This window comes from Paenibacillus sp. FSL R7-0331 (assembly GCF_000758645.1).
Taxonomy (GTDB): domain Bacteria; phylum Bacillota; class Bacilli; order Paenibacillales; family Paenibacillaceae; genus Paenibacillus_AQ; species Paenibacillus_AQ camerounensis.
In genome coordinates this window covers 2,138,964-2,161,748 of the sequence record NZ_CP009284.1, presented here as the reverse complement: position 1 = coordinate 2,161,748, position 22,785 = coordinate 2,138,964, and the positions used below count along the sequence as shown (strand labels likewise).

Sequence of the window (22,785 nt, the reverse complement as noted above, 5' to 3'; positions counted from 1 at the left end):
AATGATCCTAATTACTGCGCCTGTACATATTCGGCAGATTTAATACCGGCCTGGCGGCCGAAGATAATAATCTCGGCAACAGAGTTACCGCCTATGCGGTTCTCGCCGTGCAGTCCGCCTGTTACTTCACCGGCAGCGAACAGGCCGGCAATCGGCTGGCCGTCTTTATCCAGCACCTCAGTATTTGTGTTGATCTTCACTCCGCCCATGGTGTAGTGAATCCCCGGTGCGATTTTGATGGCATAAAACGGTCCGGCGGACAGATCATTATCCATCCCGGTCTTTCTGCCGAACTCGGCGTCCTGTTTACCGGCAACTGCTGCGTTCCAGGTATCAACTGTAGCCTGAAGCTTGTCAGCAGGTACCTCCATTGCCTCAGCCAATGCCTGAACCGAATCGCCCGAGATGACAAAGCCCATTTTCTCATATTGCTCAATCGCCTTAACGCGGGATTTCACACCGGAATCAAAAACCAGATATGCCGCTTTTTCAGGCAGGGTATTGATAGCTGCTGTTACTTTATCGCGGGTATCCAGCTCATTGGTGAACCGTGTACCTTCATTGGAGACAAGCAATCCGCCTTCTCCGCGGACAGCTTCGCCGATCAGATAGGATTTTTCCTGCTGTACCGTCGGGTGTACCTGAATCTGGTCCATATCAACGGTTGTTCCGCCCAGGGCCAGAATCATTTTGATACCGTCACCGGTGCTGCCAATCTGGTTAGTGGTTACATAGCCCTCCAGATCCGGCCGTACTTCCGTAATCATATCCATATTGGAGCCGAAGCCGCCTGTAGTTACAACGACTGCTTTACCTGTAATTGTTTTTTCATCGGCCTGATTGAACAGGACCTTTACACCGCCCGCCTTGCCATCCTGCTGGGTAATTTCCTTCACATCAGCGTTCACGAACAGCGGAATCCCCTGCTCCTGAACGTTCTGCACCAGTCCTTTTACCAGATACTGGCCGATGGCTGAGCCGTCCTCCGGACGGTGAGTGCGCTTCTCGTTCATGCCCCCGGTGATGGTGATATTGTTCAGCCGGATACCGATCGAATCCAGCCAGTCAACCGCTGCTGCGGAATTGTCAACGAAGAAACGGAGCATTTCTGTGTTGTTGGTGTCGTGGCCGCCTTTTAGAGTCTGCTCATAAAAAAGATCGTTTTTATCCTCGATACCCTGCTCCTTCTGGAACTTGGTCTCGGAAGCGTTCATCCCGGAGGAGGATTTGGTTGTATTCCCTCCGGCTACCGGCATTTTTTCAAAAATAACCGGACTGAGGCCCTTTGCCTTCGCTTCAAGCGCAGCGGTCATCCCTGCCCCGCCGGCACCGACAATGATAATGTCGTAGCTGTCTTTTAACTGATCCAGTGGTGTATAGCTGGCAACTGATGCCCCGGAAACGGCTTCCGCCTCTTTAGGTGCTTCTGTTGCGCTTGCTGCGCTGTTAGTGCTCTTATTCCCGCCTGCGTTATTTTCCGTATTAGTGCTGTTGTTTGCGTTACCGCATCCCGCGATAACGAGTATAACGGAAAGAATGAGAAGAAGAGTGGCTGCTGTTTTCTTTTTCATCTGTATTTCCTGCCCCCTTGTGCATATTTTCACAATTATCATAGCGTGTGCCCGGGGGCATTGAAAGCTTACGTAATTAAAGAAACTGTTTTGTAACTAAAGTAAGTGAATACTTCTGTTGGAATGTCCGAAGGATATTTAGGTTAAGTATATAGTATGGGATAACATCCGCCAGGCTGTTATTTCACATAACCCGGGAGGTGCTTGTCATTTGATTGAGCTAGTCGTTGTTTTAGTGCTCATCCTTGTTAACGCTTTTTTTGCAGCATCAGAAATGGCCTTAATCTCACTGAACGACAACAAGATTAGACTGATGGCCCAGGACGGCAACGCGAAAGCCAGGCTGCTTCAGGGACTGCTTGAGGAGCCCAGCCGATTTCTGGCGACGATCCAGATCGGGATTACACTAGCCGGTTTTATGGCCAGCGCCTTTGCTGCCGAGAACTTTGCCGGCGACCTGTCCGCCCTGCTCGTTTCACTGGGTGTTCCCGTAGCAGTTACCATTCTGGATACCCTTTCTTTAATACTCATCACCCTGATTCTGTCCTATGTTACACTTGTGCTGGGTGAGCTTGTACCTAAGCGTATAGCTATGAAAAAAGCCGATACCATTGCCATGTTCGTTGCAGCCCCGCTCAATCTGCTGTCAAAGGTAGCGGCCCCTTTTGTCAAATTGTTGACCGCCTCCACCAACCTCCTGGTCCGGTTATTTGGTGTTGACCCCAATGAGAAGGACGAAGAGGTATCCGAGGAAGAAATCCGGATGATGCTCGACAGCGGCACACAGCTGGGAACGATCCAGGCCGCAGAGAAGCTGATGATTAATAATATTTTTGATTTCGACAACAAGCAGGTATCGGATATCATGACCCACCGGACTGACATTACCGCACTCTCGGTGCATGATTCACCCGAAGAGGTAGCGCGGAGGGCAGAGAAGGAAGGCTATAGCCGGTTTCCGCTGTATGAGAATCACATAGACAATATAGTTGGAATTCTGCACAGTAAAGACCTGATCCGGTTTGTAAACGGGGGGAGCGGCGGCACATGGAATTTACGGGAATTGGCCCGTCGCCCCTATTTCGTCCCGGCATCCAAAAAAACGCATGAGCTGTTTGAGGAGCTGCAGCAGAACCGCGTGCATTTTGCCGTGGTGGTTGATGAGTATGGCGGCACAGCCGGGATTGTAACGCTGGAGGATCTGCTTGAGGAGATTGTCGGCAATATTTACGATGAATATGACGAGCACGAGGAAGAATACACGGTACTTGATGACCAGTCATACCTGTTCAACGGCACTATGAGTCTGCGTGAGGTTCAACAGGTGCTTACAGCCAAATTGCCGGTGGAGGACTACGATACGATTAGCGGATTTGTAATCGGGCAGATCGGCTGGATTCCTTCTTCTCAGGAAAAGCCCGAGTTTGCCTATGGCCGCTACACCTTTGCCGTTCAGGAGGTGGGACAGCGGCGCATCCGCAAGATTAAGGTCACACTGAATAGTACGGGTGAGTGACTGAATTAAGAGATTATTCCCACTCCTGCGGAAACGCAGCTGCCAAAGATCGCTATCACAGTATCTCTACAGCCAAAAAAAGGACCCGTAGGGGTCCTTTTTGGCTTTTTCGCTTTTTTAATTTTTACCGTCCGCTAATATATTTACTTATAATTTCATTACCCGCAGCGGTTACAGTGTACATATACACCGGGCGGCCAACCGCGCCATAGCTGATCTCCATCTCAAGCACACCGGCGTCTTTGAGAAAAGCCAGGTACTTGCGCACGGAGATTCGCGATATCGGCGCGCCAGCGGTGATATCCTCAGTGGAGAACACCGGATGCTTCAGCTGACAGATTATGCTCCAGATACCCAGAAGGGTTCCTTCAGTCAGCCCTTTAGGCAGGAGCGGGGCGGAGGCCTTTTCATCTTCACCCCCTACAGGATGCCTAAGCAGCTTATCCAGCTGTTCCTGGCTTAGCGGCTCCTCCTGCTTCATTAGAGCATAATATTTCTCCTTATACCCGGTCAGCGCCGCCTGAAAGCGGGCGAATTCAAACGGCTTGATCAGATAATCGACAGCACCAAGCTGCAGCGCCTTGCGGATGCTGGCATTGTCACTGGCGGCGGAAATAATGATAATGTCAGCTGTGCTGCCTTGCTCGCGTAAAGCGGACAACAGCTGCAGGCCGTTTGTCCCCGGCATATAGATATCAAGCAGCACCAGATCGATTTCCTGCTCCGCAAGCATCCTGGCGGCTTCCTCGCCTGTCGTTACCCAGCCTGCAAATTCAAAGCCCTCCACCTGCTCCAGGTAATGGCGGTTAAATTTAGCTACCATCGGGTCATCCTCGACGATCAGCACTTTAATGTTCATGTATGATCTCCATCCTTTAAGGCATAGGGCACTTCTGCGGTAAATTCGGTTCCTGCCGCTTCCGCTCCCTTCACGCTGCCGGAGATGATCTCCAGCCTGCCGCCCAGCTTTTCTATGCTTTTATGCACCAGATACAGGCCAAAGCCCCGTCCTTCTCCTTTGGTCGAGAAGCCCTGAGTGTAGATCTGCTCCTGCAGCTGCCGGGGAATACCCGGTCCGTTATCCCATACCGTGCAGCGGAGAATTCCGCCGTCATAGTGAAAAGAAAGCCTAATCTCCTTGACCGCCTGCCCCTCCAGCGCATCCATCGCATTATCCAGCAGGTTGCCGGCAATGGTAATCAGCTCATGGATCATCTGCGGATCTGCGGCCTCAGGGAGATAACTGTCCCGGCCGAGTACAAGCTCCGTCCCCGTTTCCCTTGCTCTGCTGAGCTTCCCCAGCAGGAAGCCGGCCATGACCGGGTCCTTGATCTGCCGGGTGATGGAGCCGATCTCATTCTGGTAATTGCTGACCGTCCCTGAGATGTACTGCTGCAGCTCCCCGTAAAGACCCATATGCGTCATGCCCATGATCACATGCAGCTTATTCATGAACTCATGGGCCCCTGCGCGCAGGGCATCGGCATAAACCGAGATACCGGACAAGCGTTCCGCCAGCACAACCAGCTCCGTTTTGTCGCGGAAGGTGGCAATCGCCCCAACCATCTCACCGGCTACACGTACAGGAACACAGCTTACCAGTATAGTAATGCCGTTCAGCTCAAGCTCCCGGTCCTGCCGGGCTTCTCCGCTGGACAGCACCTGCTCCAGCCTGAGCTCCGGCCAAAAATCACCAATGCTCCGTGTCATCCCGTTGCCGGCAATACCCGCCCTGGCCAGAAGCCGTTCAGCCTCCACATTGACCATGGTTATAACAGCTTTATCATCTACAGCTATGATGCCTTCGCGTATGGATTGCAGCATGGCGCTGCGCTCCTGCAGCAGCTTGGAGATATCTGCAGGCTCCATGCCGAACATCATCCGTTTTATTTTGAGGCCGAGAATAAAGGCGCCGCCGGCACCAAGCAGCGCACCGGACAGCAGGATGGCAATCAGCGTCCATTCATTTTGTCTGACCAGACGCTGTACTCTTTCCATCGAGAGCCCTACAACCACCACTCCCACCTGATGCCCCTGGCCCGAATATACAGGAACAAAAGCGCGCAGAGAGCGCCCCAGCATGCCTTCCCCTTCCGAGATGCTCTCCTCACCGCGCAGTGCAGCCTGCTGTCCTCCGCCGACAAACGGTTTACCGATCAGCGAAGGATCAGGATGCGAATAGCGGATACTGTTCATATCAATTACAACAACGAACATAATATCATTGCGGCGGGTAATTCTGGAGGTATAGGCTTGGATCTCCTTGCTGCTCCCCGTATTCAATCCGTCAGAGATCAGCGGAATTAAGGCAAGGGTGCGGGCAATTGCATACGCCTTATCCTCCAGTGCATGGCGGGTTTGCGGAATAATCTGATTTCTGAAAATAAAATAAAGCATCAGCAGCACCAGCAGCACAACAGCCGACACCATTATAGCAACCTTGGTCCGTAAACCGATTAGTTTTTTTCTGGCCATTTATTGATAAGTCCTCTCCGGCTTGTCCTGCTTTCATTATGGCATATTGCCGCTTGCTGCGCGATGAAGCCTATGGCGGAGCAGCAGCCAGCTGCCCAGCGGGGCCGCTCCCAGAGCAAACAGCAATACAATAATTACCCGGGTGGAGCTGCTGACTGACAGCACAGCGATGAACACCAGCATACCCAGGAGCCGCCCGCTCATCAGGCTCAGCTCACGCAGCACCACCCATTCAACCCGCTTGCCGGCGCTCTCCGCCGACTCTCCCATCAGATCGAAGCTGGTAGATGTCATTGGCAGCATGTACAGCGGGATAACAAGCGAGGTGCCGATTCCCATCAGCAGCAGCGTGCCGTAGCTGAACTTCCAGAGCAGCGGGACCATAACGGCCAACAGCAGAATTCCGCCCGTAAGCATGCCTGCAGAGCGGTAGCGGGGCTTGAACCATTTGCCCGCCGCATAGTAGCTGAGCAAAGAGATCGCCGAAGTAATCAGGGCAAATTGCCCAAGTCTGCTCTCCGCCTGCGCTGCAATGTATACCAGCAGACCGATAAGAAAGGAGAATACTCCCTCCCTTAAGCCCTGAAACAGCAGTGCACCGGCAACCGGACGCCACCCGCTGCCGCTTCTCCGCAGCTCCCTCCACGGCTCCAGCCAGAGATAGGCTCCTTCACTTTTCCTTTTCTTCAGCCAAAAACTAAGTACGGCCGCGGCGGCATATATACAAAGTGAGACAATGAACACCACCCTGTATCCGCGTTCCCCCTGCAGCCTGGAAATGAGCCAGCCTGACAGAAATGGGCCGGCAATGCCGGTCAGCGAACCAAGCAGCCCCATCCAGCCGTTATAATGATCACGGTTCTGTGCATCCGTAATTTCAAAGTAGATAATATTGTAGGCCAGCCAGAATAGCCCGATGGACACGCCAAGGATCAGTCCGAGCGGCCAGATATAACGGGATGCATGGTCCCCGGCCCACAGCACCAGCAAATAAAAAATGCCCGATACGGCGATTCCCAGCCGCAGGGCATTCATTTTATTGTGCTCCTTAACCCATTTGCCGGCCAGCCAGAAGCTTAGCCCCACCGCCACCTGCTGGCTGAACGCAAACCAGCCGATCATGCTGTAATCCTGGCGGGCTTTCCACAAATACACATTCAAAAAAGTACCTGCCAGCACACTCGCCAGCAGATACAATCCGTTCACCGCAAGCAGCAGAGCCGCCTGATTGTGTGGTTCTTTTCTCAATGTAACGCCCTCCCTGCCATCTGGACTGGACAATCAATCCTGTATAGCTTGTCCGGCAGGCGGGCGTAATATAAGAAGTCCTGTTATTGTCCGCTGCTCAGGTTGCGTACAAACTGAATGCGGTCTTCCTGAGCCAGACTCTGCTGCACATGGAAACACGACGGACATACATACAGATTCAGCGAGAACGGCGCTTTCAGCACAGGACCGCTCAGCGCCTCGGAAGCTGCAGGCTCAAAGCCGGTCACCGGCTGACTGCCGGCCAGAACCAGCAATTCGTGGCATTGCGGACATTCCGGTGCTTCAAGCTGTGCAGCCAGAACTGCGGCAACACTTAGCTCATATTGCTGCAGGTCATAGTCCTCACCGAATTGGCTAAGCGTATTATAGATCGGAACTACGCTTTCCTTATCGTCGTCATCCCACAGGTTGTCATTGCTGAGCTCCCCGGATTCCTCCTCTGCAGAAGCTTCAGGCTCTTCATCCTCAAGATCATCCGCACCTACAGTAATCGTCCGGTAGCCGCTAAGCTCATTGTTACAATGCGGACAGGTCTCTTCAGGCCCGAATTCCTCGTCCCATACAATTTCGGTATGGCACCACGGGCATACAGTTGTTTCCATCATCACTATCTCCTTCATACATCACATATACAGTTCAGTTTAATACCAGATAAAGAATTCCTGCGGCTAAAAAAGCGGCGGCGGAGATAAACAGCACCCGGATCAGAATTTTCATCAGTTCGGCTCCTAAATCAGGATATCGCGGCTCCGATCACATAGGACAGCGAGACCGAGATCAGCAGTGCTGTAAACCCGACAGCCCGGTTATCCGCGGCAATTTCATCGTCAATCGAAAAGACAGGGGTAAGAAATTCGAACAGGAAGTAGGCGAGCAACAGCAGTAAAAATCCTACCAGCGACCATTTCATTGTCTCGTAAATAGAGGCCCCGGCCTGAATGCTGAAGCGCAGGATGTTACAGATCCCGAATATTTTGCCGCCGGTAGCCATCGCCACTGCCAGATTTCCCTTACGGATTTCCTCCCAGCACTTATACTTGGTCACCATTTCAAAAAAGGACAGGAAGATTACCAGACCCAGAATGGCTACAGTGAAATAACCGAGCAGAGCGCCCAGCGGATGATCCAGCAAAAGATCAATATTCCCTTGCATAATTCCCCTCTTTCTGCCGGGCTTCCCCGCTACTCAAGCTCAGCCACGGTTACTCCCGCGCCGCCTTCGTTGTAATTTCCAAGCCGGTAGCTCTTGACATGTCTATGCTTGCGCAGATACTCCTGGATTCCGGTCCGCAGTACGCCGGTCCCCTTGCCGTGAATAATATGGATCTGTCCGAGATTTCCAAGGAAAGCTTCATCAATAAAACGGTCTGTCTCCATAATGGCTTCTTCAAGGTTGGTTCCGCGCAAATCCAGCTCAGTGCGGATATTCTCATCACGGGTGCGCTTGACTGTCGTTGCCTTGCGCAGGGCAGGTGCGTGCTGATCCGGTGCAGAGGCAAGGAACTCCAGGTCGCTCACATTGACCTTCATCTTCATGATTCCGAACTGGACAACCGCCTCTTTCGTTCCGCTCAGCTCTACTACATAGCCCTTTTGATTCACACTCGGCAGCTTCACCTCATCACCGGCCTGCAGCTGGCGCGGGGCCTTGGCGGTGCGGGATACTGCCTTCTTGCGCGGTGCCGGCTCTGCTTCATCCAGGCGGCGGCGTGCTTCGATCAGCTTGTGCTCCTTGACCGAAGCACCTTCCTCCATAGCCAGGCGGCGCAGATCACTGATAATCTCCTCAGCTTCCTTACGCGCCTTCTCCAGAATGGTGCTTGCATCCTTTTCCGCCTTCTCCAGCCGCTTGTCGCGCTGGCTTTCCAGCTTCTCCAGCTCAAGCTGCTGGCGTTTGCGGAATTCCTCAGCTTCGCGGCGGATGCCCTCGGCCCGCTCACGTTCCTGCTCGGCAGTAAGCCGGTTTTCCTCCAGGGAAGCGATCATATGCTCCACGCGCATATCTTCTTCCTTCACTTCACCGCGGGCATGCTCCAGAATAGCACTTGGCAGGCCCAGCCGCTCAGCTATCGCAAAAGCATTGCTTCGTCCCGGTACACCAATCAGGAGCCGGTATGTAGGGCTTAAGGTCTGCACATCAAATTCCATACTGGCGTTAATGACGCCTTTACGTTCATAGGCGTAGGCCTTCAGCTCACTATAGTGTGTTGTAGCAATCATCCGGCATTCGGTGCGGTGGATATGCTCCAGAATGGCGATTGCCAGCGCTGAGCCTTCAGCCGGGTCTGTTCCTGCGCCAACCTCATCCAGCAGGATCAGACTCTTGGGAGTCATCCGCTTCAGAATGGAGATAATATTCGTCATATGGCTGGAGAAGGTACTGAGGCTCTGCTCAATGCTCTGCTCATCCCCGATATCGGCATAAATGGCATCGAAGACACACATCTGGCTGCCTTCCTCAGCCGGGACGAATAAGCCCGACATCGACATGAGGCTGAGCAGGCCGATCGTCTTCAGCGTTACTGTCTTACCGCCGGTATTCGGTCCGGTAACGATAATGGAGCTGTACTGGTTGCCCAGCTCCACATCCAGCGGCACCACATGCTCCGCCGGAATCAGCGGGTGACGGCCCTTGCGCAGCTTCAGATAACCGCGGTCATTCATCCTTGGCTGGGTCGCCTTCATCTCACGGGCCAGACGGGCCTTGGCAAAGATAAAGTCCAGCTGGCCGAGAATATCGACATCGTAGGCCATCTCCTCGGCAATACCGCCCACCATATCGGTCAGCCGGTGAAGAATAATCTCAATCTCCCGTTCCTCGCGCAACCGGGTCTCACGCAGCTTGTTGTTCATGGCCACTATCGATTCCGGCTCAATGAACAGCGTCGCCCCCGAACCGGACTGGTCATGCACAATCCCGCCGAAATGGGATCGGTATTCCGCCTTGACCGGAATGACAAAACGGTCACCGCGGATCGTCACAAGCTGATCCTGAAGCATCTTGGCTACAGAGGAAGAGCGGACCATGGAATCCAGCTTCTCGCGGATTCTCGCTTCGCCGCCGCGCAGCTCCCGGCGTATGCCGGCAAGCTCAGGACTGGCCGAGTCAAGCACATTCGCATCCTCATCGATGCAGGAGCGGATGGCATCCTCTACATGCTTCTGTTCAGAGAGCAGATCACCCAAGGCATACAGCATAGGAATAGGCTCTTCCTCATGCAATGCGGCCAGAAAACGCTTGACCCGGCGTGCTCCGCCGATCGTATTGCCAACAGAGAGCAGCTCAACCGTACCGAGCATCCCCCCGATTGATGCACGCTTCAGGGCAGGCCGGATATCGCTTACCCCGCCGAAGGAAGGAATGCCCTTAAGCCGGTCCACATTGACTGCTTCATCCGTTGCCTGAAGCAGCTGCTTCACTCCCTCGAAATCACCTGAAGGCTTCAGCGCCTCCGCAGCAAGCTTTCCCATCCCGGTCTGCGTATATTGCATCAATTTATTTAAAATCTTGCGATATTCAAGCGTATGCAAAATTTTGTCGTCCAATTACAGTCACAGCTCCCTTCATAGATGTTTACATTATACCTAATTCGGCCCATTTGCGCTATTTGAGGCATAGAAAAGCCGGACTCAGGTCACAATAACAACTGCACATATCCTTATGCGAAGGCCAAAGGAGGTTTATCCAGTGAGATTTTTAGGTCATGTAGTCCGTTTCGTGGTGGCAGCCATTGTGCTGCTCGTCGTAGGCTGGATTGTTCCGCAGTTCACGATCGGCGGGTTCTGGAGCGCACTGATACTGGCTCTTGTTATCGCGCTGCTCGGCTGGGTGGTTGAAGGGATTTTCGGTAAAAAAGCAACCCCGTTCGGCCGCGGAATCGTCGGTTTTCTCGTCAGCGCCCTCGTTATCTGGCTCGCCCAGTTCATTGTGAGCGGAGTTAGCGTCACTATTCTCGGCGCCCTGCTGGCAGCACTGGTCATCGGGATCATCGATCTTTTTCTGCCGGTATCCACCCCGTTTGAAGCCGGGAAGTAATCCCGAACCTGGCCTGCAGTAAGCAGACAACGAAACCCCCTCTCTCCGGCTAAGTCCGGATAATAGGGGGTTTATTGTGTGCCTTCAGGCATAGATAGTTCCTTGCTGCAGGGAAGAGGAGACGGTGACGACCATGTTTTTGCCTCCGTGCTTGGCTTTATACAATGCATTGTCGGTTTTGCGGAACAGCAGCTCCTTACCGTCTCCAAGCTGATAATCACATAATCCGATACTGACTGTAATCGGCTTGCCGCCGGCATAAGGATGCTCCATACGGCTGATAGCCTCCCTCATTTCCTCCACAGCCGCACCGGCCTCCTGAAAGCTTTTGTCCGTAAAAATAACCGCGAACTCTTCCCCGCCGTATCTGGCAGCAAAATCATTCAGTCCGATCATTCCCTTCACCCGGGCCGCTACCTCTTTGAGCACCAGATCGCCGACCCAGTGACCGTAGGTATCATTTACACGCTTAAAGCTATCAATATCAAACAGGGCAAGCTGCAGGTGCAGGCCGTTGCTCTCACACTGCTCCAGCAGGGAGTCAAGATATTCATGAAAGGTTTTATGATTATACAGGCCGGTGAGCGCATCGATTTTGAGCAGCTTGTCAGAAATGGCACGCTCCACCATCAACTCCTGCTCCGATTTGGTCAGCTGCTCCAGATGTTCCCTGACCTCCCATGCACGGACAATAACCATCCTCGCCATCACAACAAAGACAATGAATACACATTCCACAAGGAAAAATTCAAGCAACGGCTTCTCCAGCACCAGACGTTCCAGTCCGAAATAAACTGCGGCATAAAAAAGTATACTGAATATCCCCAAGTAATGCAGGAGCTTCCGGTCAAAATAAATCAGCGAAATCATAATCGGCATCATCAGCGTCATCTGCGCCCCGTCCACAAAAGGCTCCAGCACAAAATACATTAAATAGGAAACGATAAAGCCGCAGCTGACGACAGCATGCTTATGATATTGAGCAGCCGTGCGCAGCCACATTTCCGCCAGAACCATCGCAATGACAATTAATACATTACAGGCAACAAACAAATGGCCTTTAGCCGGCAAAAAAGCTGACTTCACCTCAGGCATATGGGTGGACATCACAAAAATAAACTGGGCGGCGAGCATCAGCAGCACGATCACCCAATATCCGTATAAAATTCTGCGGTGCCATACTCCCGCCTGCTGATCATCAATAGCATTATAAATGTAAATCCCCTACTTCTAAACACTGGTATAGTAGCTATTATTATAATAAATTTAAAATATCTTTGCACCATTTTTTTGCACATTTCGACAAACAACGACTTTTATCTACTATTCAACACTTATTCAAAGTTTATGAAAGACTTCCAGCAAAAACTAAGCTATGCTATTGTGGAATCTACTCTCAAGGAGGATGCTTATGTTCAAAAGGCCGGCCCTATTACTGTCTTTCATCTGCCTTATTTTTCTGGCTGCCTGCGGCAGTGTGCAGGAGAATTCCTCCGCTCCGGGCGCCTCACCGGAAAACATAACTGCCGAAGAAGAGATTACGATTACGGCAACGAATTACAGCTTTGACCAGGAAGAATATCATCTGAAGAAGGGCGTGCCGGTTAAAATCATCTTCAGTAATAAAAGCGGTAACCATGGAATTCTGGTTCCCGGGCTGGAACTGAGACTGGATGCCAAAGCTCCATCGCAGGTGATTATCCCTGAAAAAGCCGGAACCTATGAAATGACATGCGCCATTATGTGCGGCTCCGGCCACAGCTCCATGAGCGCCAAGCTGATTGTGGAATAGAAATACAAAAGCGGATGCCGCCCTTAAGGGGCAGCATCCGCTTTTGCCTTGCATCCGCCATTCAACTGTCCTGTTCGATCAGTTGAATCCATTCATTATATTCATTCTGCAGCTTGGCATATTCCGCCTGCAGCTCGCGGTGTTCCTTAGCCAGCTTATCCAGTTCTCCCTCGCGGAGCTCGAACTGGGCCTGCAGCAGCCTCAGCTGGCTCTGGGCCAACTCAAAGTTCTCCCCGAGCTCACCCAGCTGCTGCTGCTCTTCGCTGCGGGACTCGCTTAGCAATTTGGCCTGTGCCTCAGCTTCTCCGGCCTCCTGCTGCCAGATCTCTATTTCTTCACGCAGTGCGGCTTCCGTCCCGCTCCACTGCATTTCACGCTGCTGAAGCTCATCGTACCGCTGCTTCCAGGAAGCTTCAACCTCGCGTGCTTCGCGGATGGCCTCCTGCTGCTCTGCAGCAGCTGCTGCAGCTTCACGGGCGGCTTCAGACAGCTCTTCGAGCCGCCGCGCAGACTCCTCAATCTCAGCCTCCAGAAGTCCGTATCTTTCCTCCAGCTGCTCCTTATCCTGCAGCAGCTCATCATACTGTGCGATCAGATCCTCATACCGGCTGCGCAGGGCCGCCAGCTGCTTACGTACCTCCGCCGACTCTTCAAGCTGTTCAGCAGACTGAAGCTCGGCTTCCGCACGCAGGCTTGCTTCGCGGTCCAGCTTCTGCTTCATTTCAGCGGCTTGGCTGACCAGAGACTCGCGCTCACGCTTCAGGGAATCGGACTGCTCCTCCGCCTCCAGCAGGCTCATCTCCAGTTCACCTATATCTGCCATATGCTTATCGGCAAGCTCCTGCCAGTTCCGCGCATCTGCTTCCGCACGGGTGAGCTCATCCTGTACCCGGCTTAATGCTGCTTCCTTCTCATTCAGCAGGCCGGACAACCCGGCCGACTCTTCATCAGCCTGTCTGCTGCGTTCATGAAGCGCAGCTGACTCTTGCTGTGCCTGTTTGTACTCCCTGCGCAGCTCCTCCAGCTCTTCATTCAGCAGCGTGTTCAGCTCTTCTGCAGATTGTAATTCGCTGTGCGCCTGGCTTATTTCTATTTCCTTCTCTTGAAGCTGGCTGCGCAGCACGGCTGAATCGCGTCCTGTCTGGTCATAGCGTTCACGCAGCCCCGCTGATTCTTGCTGTGCCTGTTCGTACTCCCTGCGCAGCTCCTCCAGCTCTTCATTCAGCAGCGTGCTCAGCTCTTCTGCGGATTGCAATCCGCTGTGCGCCTGACCGAGCTCGGCTTCCTTCTGTTGTAACTGTCCGTGCAGCTCTTCCGTTTGCCGGCCGGACTGCTCATAACGTTCACGCAGCTCTGCTGATTCTTGCTGCGCCTGCCCGTACTGCCGGCGAAGTTCGTCCAGCTCGTCATTCAGCAGTGTGTTCAGCTCTGCAGCGGACTGCAGTTCACTGCGGGCCTGACTGAGCTCAGCATCCTTCTCCTGTAACTGAACGCGCAGCTCTGCTGATTCCCGGCCGGACTGCTCATAGCGTTCACGCAGTTCGGCTGCCGTCTGCTCCGCTTGCCCATTCTGCTGGCGCAGCTCCTCCAGCTCAGCGCTAATAAGCTCACCGAGCTCATTCGCTGACTGCAGCTCTTCACTGGTCCGTCTGAGCTGTTCCTCCGCAGCCTGCAGCGCATCTCTCAGTCCGGCAGCATCGTTCTGCGACCCATCGTAACGCTGATTCAGCTCTTCCAGCTGACCGTTAAGCAGCGTAATCTGCTCAGAGGCAGACTGCTGTTCGGCGGCGAGCTCCTCTTCCCGGGCCAGCAATGTTTCATATTGTGCCTGAAGGCTCTGGCGGGTATCGCGTTCATTCTTCAGCCCTGCTTCTGCTGCACGCAGCCGGGATTGAAGCTGTCCGCTGCCGCCGCGCAGCTCCTGAAGCTGCTTGTCCAGCTCCTGAAGCTGCTGCTTGTGGCGGTGCTCCTGCGTCCCCTGGGACTGCCGCAGCTCCTTGATCCTTGCCTGCTCCTTCTGCAGAACTTCACGCTCTTCACTCAGCTCTTTCTCCAGAGCTGCCTTGGTATCAGCCAGCTCCTTGCTAAGTGCAGTGCGGATCTCCACAACCTCGCCGCCGAGCGATTCTCTGGTGCTGGCAAGCTCCTGCTCCAGCTGAGACAGCGTTTCCGCTTTCTCCTTAAGCAGCGTCTCCCGCAGCTGCTCCAGCTCCTGTGCATGCGCCGCCCGCAGCTCATCGAGCTGCTGCAGCCGCTGCTCTTCAAGCGCTGCCAATTCCTGACTGCGGGAATCACGGCTCAGCGCCTGCTCCTGTTCGTAATGGTTACGCAGCTCCTTCAGCTCCGCCTCACGGGCTTGCAGCTGTCCGGCAAGCTGCTCCCGGGACGCCGCCGCCGTCCGTTCAGCCTGCTCCAGCTGCTCGGTGTGAGCCTTGCGCTCCTCCTCACGGGCCTCCAGGTGCCGTTTGCGCTCTTCTTCGGCTTCCGCTACCAGCCGCGCGGCTTCCGCCTTGGCCGACTCGCTGAGCCGCTCATATTCCTCCTGCCGCTCGCGCTGCACTTCCAGAAGCCGCGATACCTCCACCCGCAGCTCTGTACGCTCGCCGGTCAGCATATTCAATTCATTTTTGAAGTCCTGAACCTGGATAGCCTGCTCCGCCATATGTACGGCTGCAAGCACCGCTATTCTCGGTGTATCCAGTCTGGAATGGGATTTTGAAATAGCCTGCATATGCTCGTCCACATAACGGGCGACTTGCTTCATATATTCGCTGCTGCTTCCGACTAATTTATAGGAAGTTCCATATATCTCCACGGCGACACGGGTCCGGTCCATAGCCACAGTTGTGCCCTCCTTTGTATGTGTGCGGATTCTAAGCTGATTGCCCTGCTCCTATTGTAGCGTTATTTCTGAACATTTGGCAAAACAGCGGCTTTTGTTATCGTCTCTGCCGGTATCCCGCACTCAATATTCTGCGAATTCAGAATAGGAAAAGCCGCGCGAATCCCGGTTCTAATTGGATTCGCTGCGGCTCTGCACAATTCCTGCTACTTTCTTAATTCTGCGCCAAAAGTTTGCTGAAGCGCGGAAACGACCTTATCGTGCACTTCCGTTACCTCTTCATCTGTCAGAGTATGCTCGGTGTGGCGGTACAGCAGGGAGATCGCTACGCTCTTCTTGCCGCTCTCCATTTTGCCGCCGGTATAAACGTCAAATACCTGCACATTCTGCAGCAGCGTACCCCCGTTATCACGGATGACGCCCAGCAGATGACCCGCAGGGACGGTATCATCAACGACAACCGCAATATCCCGCTCCATTCCCGGGAAGCGCTGCAGTTCACTGTACTGCAGATGAGTCCGGGCATTGTTATACAGCGGCTGCAGCAGCAGCTCGGCCACATAGGTATCCTCCAAATCCAGCTTGAGCTGAAGCTCAGGATGAAGCTGGCCCGCCGTGCCGACCAGCGTCCGCTGCTCCCCTTCCAGCAGATAGATTGAAGCGGAGCGGCCCGGATGATAATCCTGCGGCGCATTGCCTTCATATACAATGCGTCCGGTGAGCCCCAGGTAGGCAAACACGCTTTCCAGCGCGCCCTTGAGATCGAAGAAATCAACAGGCTCAGCAGCCAGATTCCACTGCTTGGCTGTCCGGGTTCCGCTCAGCAGCAGCCCTAGCACCGGCAGCTCACGCGGCTGGCGGGTTAGCTGCTCCTCATCAGTGAAGAACACATTGCCGATCTCGAACAGTGCCAGATCACTCTGCCGGCGGTTCGTATTATAGAGGGCAATATCCAGCAGCTGCGGCAGCAGGCTCGTACGCAGCACACTGCGCTCCTCACTCATCGGCATCGCCAGCTTCACAGCCTTTTCCCCTCCGGAGAACGCCGGGAACAGCTTGCTCTGCTCCGGCTGGATGAAGGAGTAGCCCATTACTTCCTGGTAACCGCCAAGGGCAAGCATACGGCGGAGCTCGCGGCGTACGGATTGCCGGGCTGTCAGTGCCCCCGGTGTCGTAACCCCTTCAATCAGGGTAGTCGGGATATTATCGTAGCCGTATAGGCGGGCCACCTCTTCAATCAGGTCTACATCGTAGCTGATGTCTCCGCGGCGGGTCGGCACCTGAACTTCAACCAGGCCCTGTGCCGCATCGCCGCACTTGAAGCTAAGGCGTCCGAACAGTGTCTTCACTTCCAGTAGCGAAAGCTCAGTGCCCAGATAATTGTTCAGCTTCTCAAGCGAGAGGGTCAGAATCTTCTCAGGCGCGGAATCGCTTCCTGCCTGCACGATGCCTTCATGCACTGCACCGCCTGCATAGCGGGCGATCAGGGCTGCGGCACGGTTCAGTGCGGGAATGACAGCCTTAGGGTCAACCTGCTTCTCAAAGCGCAGGGAGGCTTCCGAACGCAGACCAAGCTGGCGCGAGGTTTTGCGCACGGTGCCGCCTTCAAATCTGGCTGATTCCAGGACGATATTTACGGTGTCTGCTGTTACCTCTGTTTCCAGTCCGCCCATCACTCCTGCCAGTGCAACCGCTTTGGCTCCATCAGCGATTACGAGCATTTGCGGCTCCAGCTTGCGCTCCTGCCCGTCCAGGGTAGTCAACCCTTCGCCTTCTCGGGCAAAACGAACGCCCAGAACGCCGCCTTCCACCTTATCACCGTCGAACGCATGCAGCGGCTGGCCGTATTCCAGCATGACGTAGTTCGTGATATCCACGATGTTGTTGATTGGACGCACCCCTGCAGCCATCAGCCGGTTCTGAATCCACAGCGGCGACGGGGCAGGCTTCACCCCGGAAATATAACGGACTGCATAATGGCTGCAGAACTCCTCGTTCTCAATCTGCACCGAGATCGAGTCGGCAGCCTTACCGCCAGCTTCAACCAGTTCCGCAGCTGGATCAGGCAGCTTCAGGTCACGGCCCAGAATGGCACTTACTTCGTAAGCCGCACCGATCATGCTGAGACAGTCGGAACGGTTCGGAGTCAGATCAAATTCCAGGATCTCATCGTTCAGGCCGAGCACCTTCAGAATATCCTGGCCGACCTCAGTATTCTCAGGCAGTACGAGAATGCCCTCCTGCAGCTCTTTCGGCAGCAGCTTGTCGTTCAGGCCCAGCTCTTTAGCCGAGCAGATCATGCCTTGCGAGAGAACACCGCGCAGCTTGGCTTTCTTGATATCCAGGCCCGGGAGCTTAGCGCCGACGAGGGCAACCGGAACCTTCTGGCCGGCTTCCACGTTCTTCGCTCCGCAGACGATCTGCAGATCCTCGCCCTGTCCGGCGTCAACGATACACACGTTCAGCTTGTCGGCATCCGGGTGCTTTTCTTTAGATTTCACATATCCGGTAACGATTCCGGACAGTCCTTTGTTGCGGCGCTCGACGCCGTCGATCTCGATGCCTGCGGTTGTGATTTTGTCCGCCAGCTCTTCAGCGGTTACTCCCTCTAACGATATATAATCGGTCAGCCATCCGGTTGATACTTTCATGTCCGCTCACTTCCTTTTGTTTCAGATGTATTTATCTACCTGCCGGTTCTGCTTGTTGTCCGGGAAATAGAAAAGTCCGCACTCCCAATTTCACTTTTAAAAATATTCTTGTCTATACGTACTTCCTCCAGGGAATATTTGGACTTCCGGCCACTGTTGTCTTCAGATTTCCTGATTAGAACCGCTATTCGCGGTCGAAATCCGAAGACAGCATATGCTTCCGTAGCGAGCTTTTCTGCGAAAAGCTTTCAGGCGGACGCTCCGCTCCTCCAGTTCCAAAATTCCCCTCCGGTCGTTCCTATACACTATTATCCTTAAAAGCCAAACCATCGCTACGCTTACCTTTCATATCCACCGCACCAGCCCGCAGCCCCGCCAAAAATTTAAATCCCCTTGAATTGCTTCACAAAGCCCATATCGTTAGTGTAGAAGTAGCGGATGTCGTCGATGCCGTATTTCAGCATTGCGATCCGCTCCACACCCATACCGAAGGCGAAGCCGCTGTATTTCTCAGGATCATATCCGCCCATTCTAAGCACGTTCGGATGGACCATACCTGCACCGAGGATTTCCAGCCAGCCGCTCTGCTTGCACAGGCGGCAGCCGTCGCCGCCGCATTTGAAGCAGCTGACATCGACCTCTACGCTCGGCTCTGTGAACGGGAAGAAGCTCGGGCGCAGGCGGATGCCTGTTGCCGGACCGAACATTTCCTTCACGAACTGGTTCAGCGTGCCCTTAAGGTCGCTCATGCGGATTTTGCTGCCGATGACCAGGCCTTCGATCTGATGGAACTGGAAGGAGTGGGTCGCATCGTCATCATCGCGGCGGTATACTTTGCCGGGACAGATAATTTTGACCGGAGTCTCTCCCTTCATAGCCTGCATGGTGCGGACCTGGACCGGTGAGGTCTGGGTGCGCATCAGCAGATCCTCAGTTAAGTAGAAGGAATCCTGCATGTCGCGCGCCGGATGGTTCTTCGGCAGGTTAAGCGCCTCGAAGTTATAATAATCTGTCTCCACCTCAGGACCTTCAGATACCTTGTAGCCCATACCGATGAAAATATCCTCGATCTCCTGTACCACACGGTTAAGCGGATGTATGCCGCCTTGCGGCAGAGTGCGGCCCGGCAGGGTAACGTCTACCTTTTCAGCCTGTAGCCTTTTCTGTGTCTCCTGCTGCTGGAAAGCCTCCTGCCTGTCTGTAACAATCTCTTCGATGGCGCTGCGCACCAGATTCGCCACCTGGCCGATCACCGGACGCTCCTCGGCGCTGAGTCCGCCCATTCCGCGCAGAACCTCAGTCAGCTCGCCTTTTTTACCCAGATATTTGACGCGCAGATCATTCAGCGCCTGCGGATCGGTAACCTCCTGCAGCTTAGCCAAGGCCTCGACCTTCAATGCTTCCAGCTTTTCTTTCATGGCGTGCACTGCCCCCTTTAATGATATATTGTACGACAAAAAAAGGCCTCTTCTCCCGGTAAGGGACGAAAAGACCGTGGTACCACCCTTGTTAGACAAGCTGTACCCTATCCCTATAAAAAGAGGTATTCCCTCTTCGGGCACGGTAAAGACCTGTCTCACTTTAACAGAAATAACGGTCTGCGGCCGGTATCCCCTACTCAAATATTCAGGGAACTGCTCCGGAGTGAACTTCGGCAGCTCTGCTCTCCCAGAAACGCTCTCAATCTGCGGCGTCTCCTCCCTGTTGGCCAGGCACTGCGTACTTGTCTCCATCACTGCATTTGTACAGATTATACGTATTCATCTTCACAAAGATATGCCTCAATAGTATAAGCAAAAATCAGGCGTTTGACAAGCAAACATAAATTTAGGCAAATTTTTATCTGTTTTTAATCTTCCTTTAAGTTTCAGAAAGCTTTTTCAGGAGATTTTTCAGCTAACCTTCAGCGAATCTTGTTATTTTTCCTAATTAGTAAGCCTGGCTATCCTTACTTTTACAGCACGCAGGGAAGGTCAGGTTTTTAAACAGGGAGGGAAATTCATGCATAAACGAAGTAAGGCTTATGTTCTGTTGTTGCTCAGCACATTTGCCGTAAGCCAGTTCCCCGGATTCACGGGGTCGGCAGCGCACGCGGCAGCAGCCGTCACTGCAACTGTCAAAACAGCGGCAGCCGTCACGGAAATCTCCACGCTCACCAAGCTGAGTTCAATGAATCTGGGGGCGTCCTTCAGTGTAAAGCTCAGCGATGTCAGCGTGTTTGCCCAGGACAGCGGAAATATTTTAACGTATACCCTTACTTACACCAATAGCTCCAGCACCAGTGTCAACCTGGCCAATTACTTCTCCAAGGCTGTGACAACCGGGGGAAGCGTAATCAAGGGATCGGCTGTCTCAGCGGACAGCCCGGTCAAAAAAATTGCCGGCAAAGAAACAAAAAGTATTACATACTACGCCAACATCGGCAAAGCCGCCACTGTGAAAGGGCTCAAGATTAATATGTACGGCTGGAATTTCAGCGCAGCCAGCTACGAGCAGCGGATCGGCACCTTTACGGTCCCTTCCAATTATTCACTCGCCGCACTTCAGGGGGAAAGCAAAAAGACCGAACTGAACAACGTTCCCGTAACCACCCAGGCCAGCTCGCTGCAAATCTACCATTATAACGGCAAGGTTTATGCAAAAGTGGGCTACAGCATCACGAATCTCGGCACCAGGGTACTGACCGATCCGGGATACAGCATGAATCTGAAATCCTCCGGCGGCTCGGTATTTACACTGGCTCTGGATGAGAGCAGCTCCGAATACAAGATTCAGCCGCAGGAAAAAAAGACGCTGTATTTCATGACCGAAATCCCGGCTTACATGAACCTGTCCAACATGACGCTGCAGATTGCCAAGCAGGACGAGGGCCTCAAGCTGTATCTGCCGGTAGCCTCCTATTCGCTGCCTGCTGCGGTTACTGCCGACTTCACTGTTGCCGCCGGAGCCGTCAAGAAGATATCCGTCAACAGCAATATAGTTGATTTGCAGCTGAAATCCTCAGCTGTCTATGCGGAGAACGAAAACGGCATCTGGACCTATCAGGTCCGGGTCAAAAACGCAGGCAGCACAGCAGTGACACTGCCGGCCTACACGCTTTCGGTTAAATCAGCCGAAGGCTATAGCTTCCCAATCACTACCACGGCCTTTAACAGTCTCACGCTGAAGCCGCTGGAAGAAAAGCTGATTGAGCTTACCGCAAGCGTACCCCTGGAGCTCGCCCAGGATACCCTTCAGCTTCAAGTTATTCCGCCGGCAGGCACGGAAAGCACAAGCACAATCGTCCTGCCCGCAGCCTATTTCCAAATCCCTTACAAGCTGGAGAGCAACACGCATGTCGCCACCGAAGCCAGTGTTATTAACAATTACGGCACCTTCGGTGTTACCCTTCAGTCCCTGCAGCGTCTTCCATGGGGCGATGAGGATCTGGTCCAGGCCAAGCTCAATATCCGGAACAGCACCTCCAAGACGATTACGCTGCCTAAGCTGACAGGTATCTTGAAGGCGGACTTGAATGATCTGTCCTCCACAACCCAGGTAGTCGTAGATAATGACGTTTCTATCCTTGCTCCCGGTGAAAGTGCACAGCTCACAGTGCTGGCTCATATTCCGTACACTCTGGACTACAGCCAGACCAAAATCATTCTCCAGGAAACCTCAGGGCAGTTCCTCTCTCTCAGCACAAGCGACGGAGCGGTAACAAGCCTTGCTCCGCTCGCAGCAGGTTCGGCCATCAAGATCACCTCAACCGGTAAAAAAGCGAGCATCCAGGAGCGTCTGACAACCGTCTATACCGGCAGCAGCTCCAAAACGGTATACAGTGAGGTGGAAATGAACAGCGGGGAATCCCGCCAGAGTAACCTGTCCAGGCTTTATGCCACCTTCCGCAGCGCGGACGGGCAATATTTTGAGGCAGACGTCAATCAGTCGGACCTGGCCACAGGTGCTGCAGGAAAAACTCTGGTTACCTTCTCAGCGAATGTTCCGTCTACGGTAGATACCTCTTCCCTGCAGCTGTACATTGGACAAGGTGTTGCAGGCGGTAAGCTGACCTCAGCCGGAACAGAAGCTGCAGGATATGTAAATACATCTGCTCTTACCTTGAATGTCAAGACAGTTACTCCTCAGAGTAATCTGAGCAGCGGCATATCCATGTTTCCGTATACACTTGCGGTTAACAGCTCTTCGGGCAGCCTGACTGCTGGCACCACGAATCTGACACTGTCCATCAACTACAGCCTGACCAAGGATTCTACCTACCAGACCGGTACTTACGGCCATAAGCTGGTGCTGCAATTCATTGATCCTTATGGGCAGTTTTTTGAAAAGACGCTGACGTTCGGCACCGATCTGATCACCGGCAGCAACAGCCTGTACACCACTACGATCAGCAGCTCCTTGTTCAAATCGCTTAACGGCGGTAATTACAGACTTAAGCTATACGATGAGTTCCAGGGCCAACGCATGGAGCTCGGCAGCCAGATCTACGATATTACCGTTACTCAGCCTGCTTCGGCCACAGATGACAAGGACAAGGATGCGGAAACAGACACTGCCGGCGATGCTTCAGCAGATAGCGCGTCATAATTTTTATAGCAATACTTATTTCTTTATATTGAGCAAGGGTGGAGGA

The 22,785-nt window shown here is 53.5% G+C and carries 15 protein-coding genes and 1 other annotated feature; of the genes, 4 read left to right on the top strand and 11 right to left on the bottom strand.

The annotated features are described in order from the left end of the window. Positions 1-11 precede the first annotated feature (11 nt). Positions 12-1,571, bottom strand: a complete 1,560-nt coding sequence (locus R70331_RS08830) for a flavocytochrome c (RefSeq protein WP_042174675.1) — start codon at positions 1,569-1,571, stop codon at positions 12-14. A 211-nt stretch (positions 1,572-1,782) separates the two neighbouring features. Here R70331_RS08830 and R70331_RS08825 point away from each other — a divergent pair, with 211 nt between their 5' ends. Next, positions 1,783-3,087, top strand: coding sequence for a hemolysin family protein (locus R70331_RS08825; protein ID WP_081947546.1), 1,305 nt, complete (start codon positions 1,783-1,785; stop codon positions 3,085-3,087). Positions 3,088-3,211: 124 nt separating this feature from the next. On the opposite strand, the gene R70331_RS08820 is transcribed toward R70331_RS08825, so the two are convergent. The 6 genes from R70331_RS08820 to R70331_RS08795 all read right to left on the bottom strand — a co-directional run bounded on the left by R70331_RS08820 (position 3,212) and on the right by R70331_RS08795 (position 10,377). Continuing rightward, positions 3,212-3,946 (bottom strand): response regulator, encoded by a 735-nt coding sequence (locus R70331_RS08820; RefSeq protein ID WP_042174670.1) that lies wholly within the window; start codon positions 3,944-3,946, stop codon positions 3,212-3,214. Continuing rightward, positions 3,943-5,562 carry a DcuS/MalK family sensor histidine kinase gene (gene dcuS / locus R70331_RS08815; RefSeq protein WP_042174668.1) on the bottom strand — a complete coding sequence of 540 codons (1,620 nt, stop codon included), beginning with the start codon at positions 5,560-5,562 and terminating at the stop codon, positions 3,943-3,945. Before dcuS ends, R70331_RS08820 begins: the two co-directional genes overlap by 4 nt. Positions 5,563-5,598: 36 nt before the next feature. Then, a complete protein-coding gene (locus tag R70331_RS08810) occupies positions 5,599-6,810 on the bottom strand; it encodes an MFS transporter (RefSeq protein ID WP_042174666.1) in 1,212 nt (403 codons plus the stop codon). A gap of 83 nt (positions 6,811-6,893) precedes the next feature. Further along, entirely contained in the window at positions 6,894-7,436 is a 543-nt protein-coding gene (locus tag R70331_RS08805) for a hypothetical protein (protein WP_042174664.1), read from the bottom strand. Positions 7,437-7,564: 128 nt separating this feature from the next. Continuing rightward, positions 7,565-7,984 (bottom strand): DUF350 domain-containing protein, encoded by a 420-nt coding sequence (locus R70331_RS08800; RefSeq protein ID WP_042174661.1) that lies wholly within the window; start codon positions 7,982-7,984, stop codon positions 7,565-7,567. A gap of 29 nt (positions 7,985-8,013) precedes the next feature. After that, positions 8,014-10,377: an endonuclease MutS2 gene (locus R70331_RS08795; protein WP_042174659.1), complete on the bottom strand. Its 2,364-nt coding sequence runs from the start codon at positions 10,375-10,377 to the stop codon at positions 8,014-8,016. Positions 10,378-10,519: 142 nt separating this feature from the next. Here R70331_RS08795 and R70331_RS08790 point away from each other — a divergent pair, with 142 nt between their 5' ends. After that, entirely contained in the window at positions 10,520-10,867 is a 348-nt protein-coding gene (locus R70331_RS08790) for a phage holin family protein (protein WP_042174656.1), read from the top strand. 84 nt (positions 10,868-10,951) lie between these two features. On the opposite strand, the gene R70331_RS08785 is transcribed toward R70331_RS08790, so the two are convergent. Beyond that, complete coding sequence (locus R70331_RS08785; RefSeq protein ID WP_231576497.1) at positions 10,952-12,001, bottom strand: GGDEF domain-containing protein; 1,050 nt, start codon at positions 11,999-12,001, stop codon at positions 10,952-10,954. A gap of 277 nt (positions 12,002-12,278) precedes the next feature. On the opposite strand from R70331_RS08785, the gene R70331_RS08780 reads away from it, so the two are divergent. Continuing rightward, positions 12,279-12,659: a cupredoxin domain-containing protein gene (locus R70331_RS08780; RefSeq protein WP_042174653.1), complete on the top strand. Its 381-nt coding sequence runs from the start codon at positions 12,279-12,281 to the stop codon at positions 12,657-12,659. Between the two features lie 61 nt (positions 12,660-12,720). Here the strand turns inward: R70331_RS08780 and zapA are convergent, their stop codons facing one another. From zapA to pheS, 3 genes are all read right to left on the bottom strand, one after another. Further along, on the bottom strand, positions 12,721-15,495 hold the full coding sequence (gene zapA, locus R70331_RS08775; RefSeq protein WP_331281512.1) for a cell division protein ZapA: 2,775 nt from the start codon (positions 15,493-15,495) through the stop codon (positions 12,721-12,723). A 212-nt stretch (positions 15,496-15,707) separates the two neighbouring features. After that, positions 15,708-18,152 (bottom strand): phenylalanine--tRNA ligase subunit beta, encoded by a 2,445-nt coding sequence (pheT, locus tag R70331_RS08770; RefSeq protein ID WP_042174647.1) that lies wholly within the window; start codon positions 18,150-18,152, stop codon positions 15,708-15,710. 383 nt (positions 18,153-18,535) lie between these two features. Further along, positions 18,536-19,570, bottom strand: a complete 1,035-nt coding sequence (gene pheS / locus R70331_RS08765; RefSeq protein WP_042174645.1) for a phenylalanine--tRNA ligase subunit alpha — start codon at positions 19,568-19,570, stop codon at positions 18,536-18,538. Between the two features lie 58 nt (positions 19,571-19,628). Beyond that, positions 19,629-19,897, bottom strand: a binding site (T-box leader). 256 nt (positions 19,898-20,153) lie between these two features. On the opposite strand from pheS, the gene R70331_RS31815 reads away from it, so the two are divergent. Then, positions 20,154-22,739, top strand: a complete 2,586-nt coding sequence (locus tag R70331_RS31815; protein ID WP_052418982.1) for a hypothetical protein — start codon at positions 20,154-20,156, stop codon at positions 22,737-22,739. The last annotated feature ends 46 nt before the right edge of the window (positions 22,740-22,785 follow it).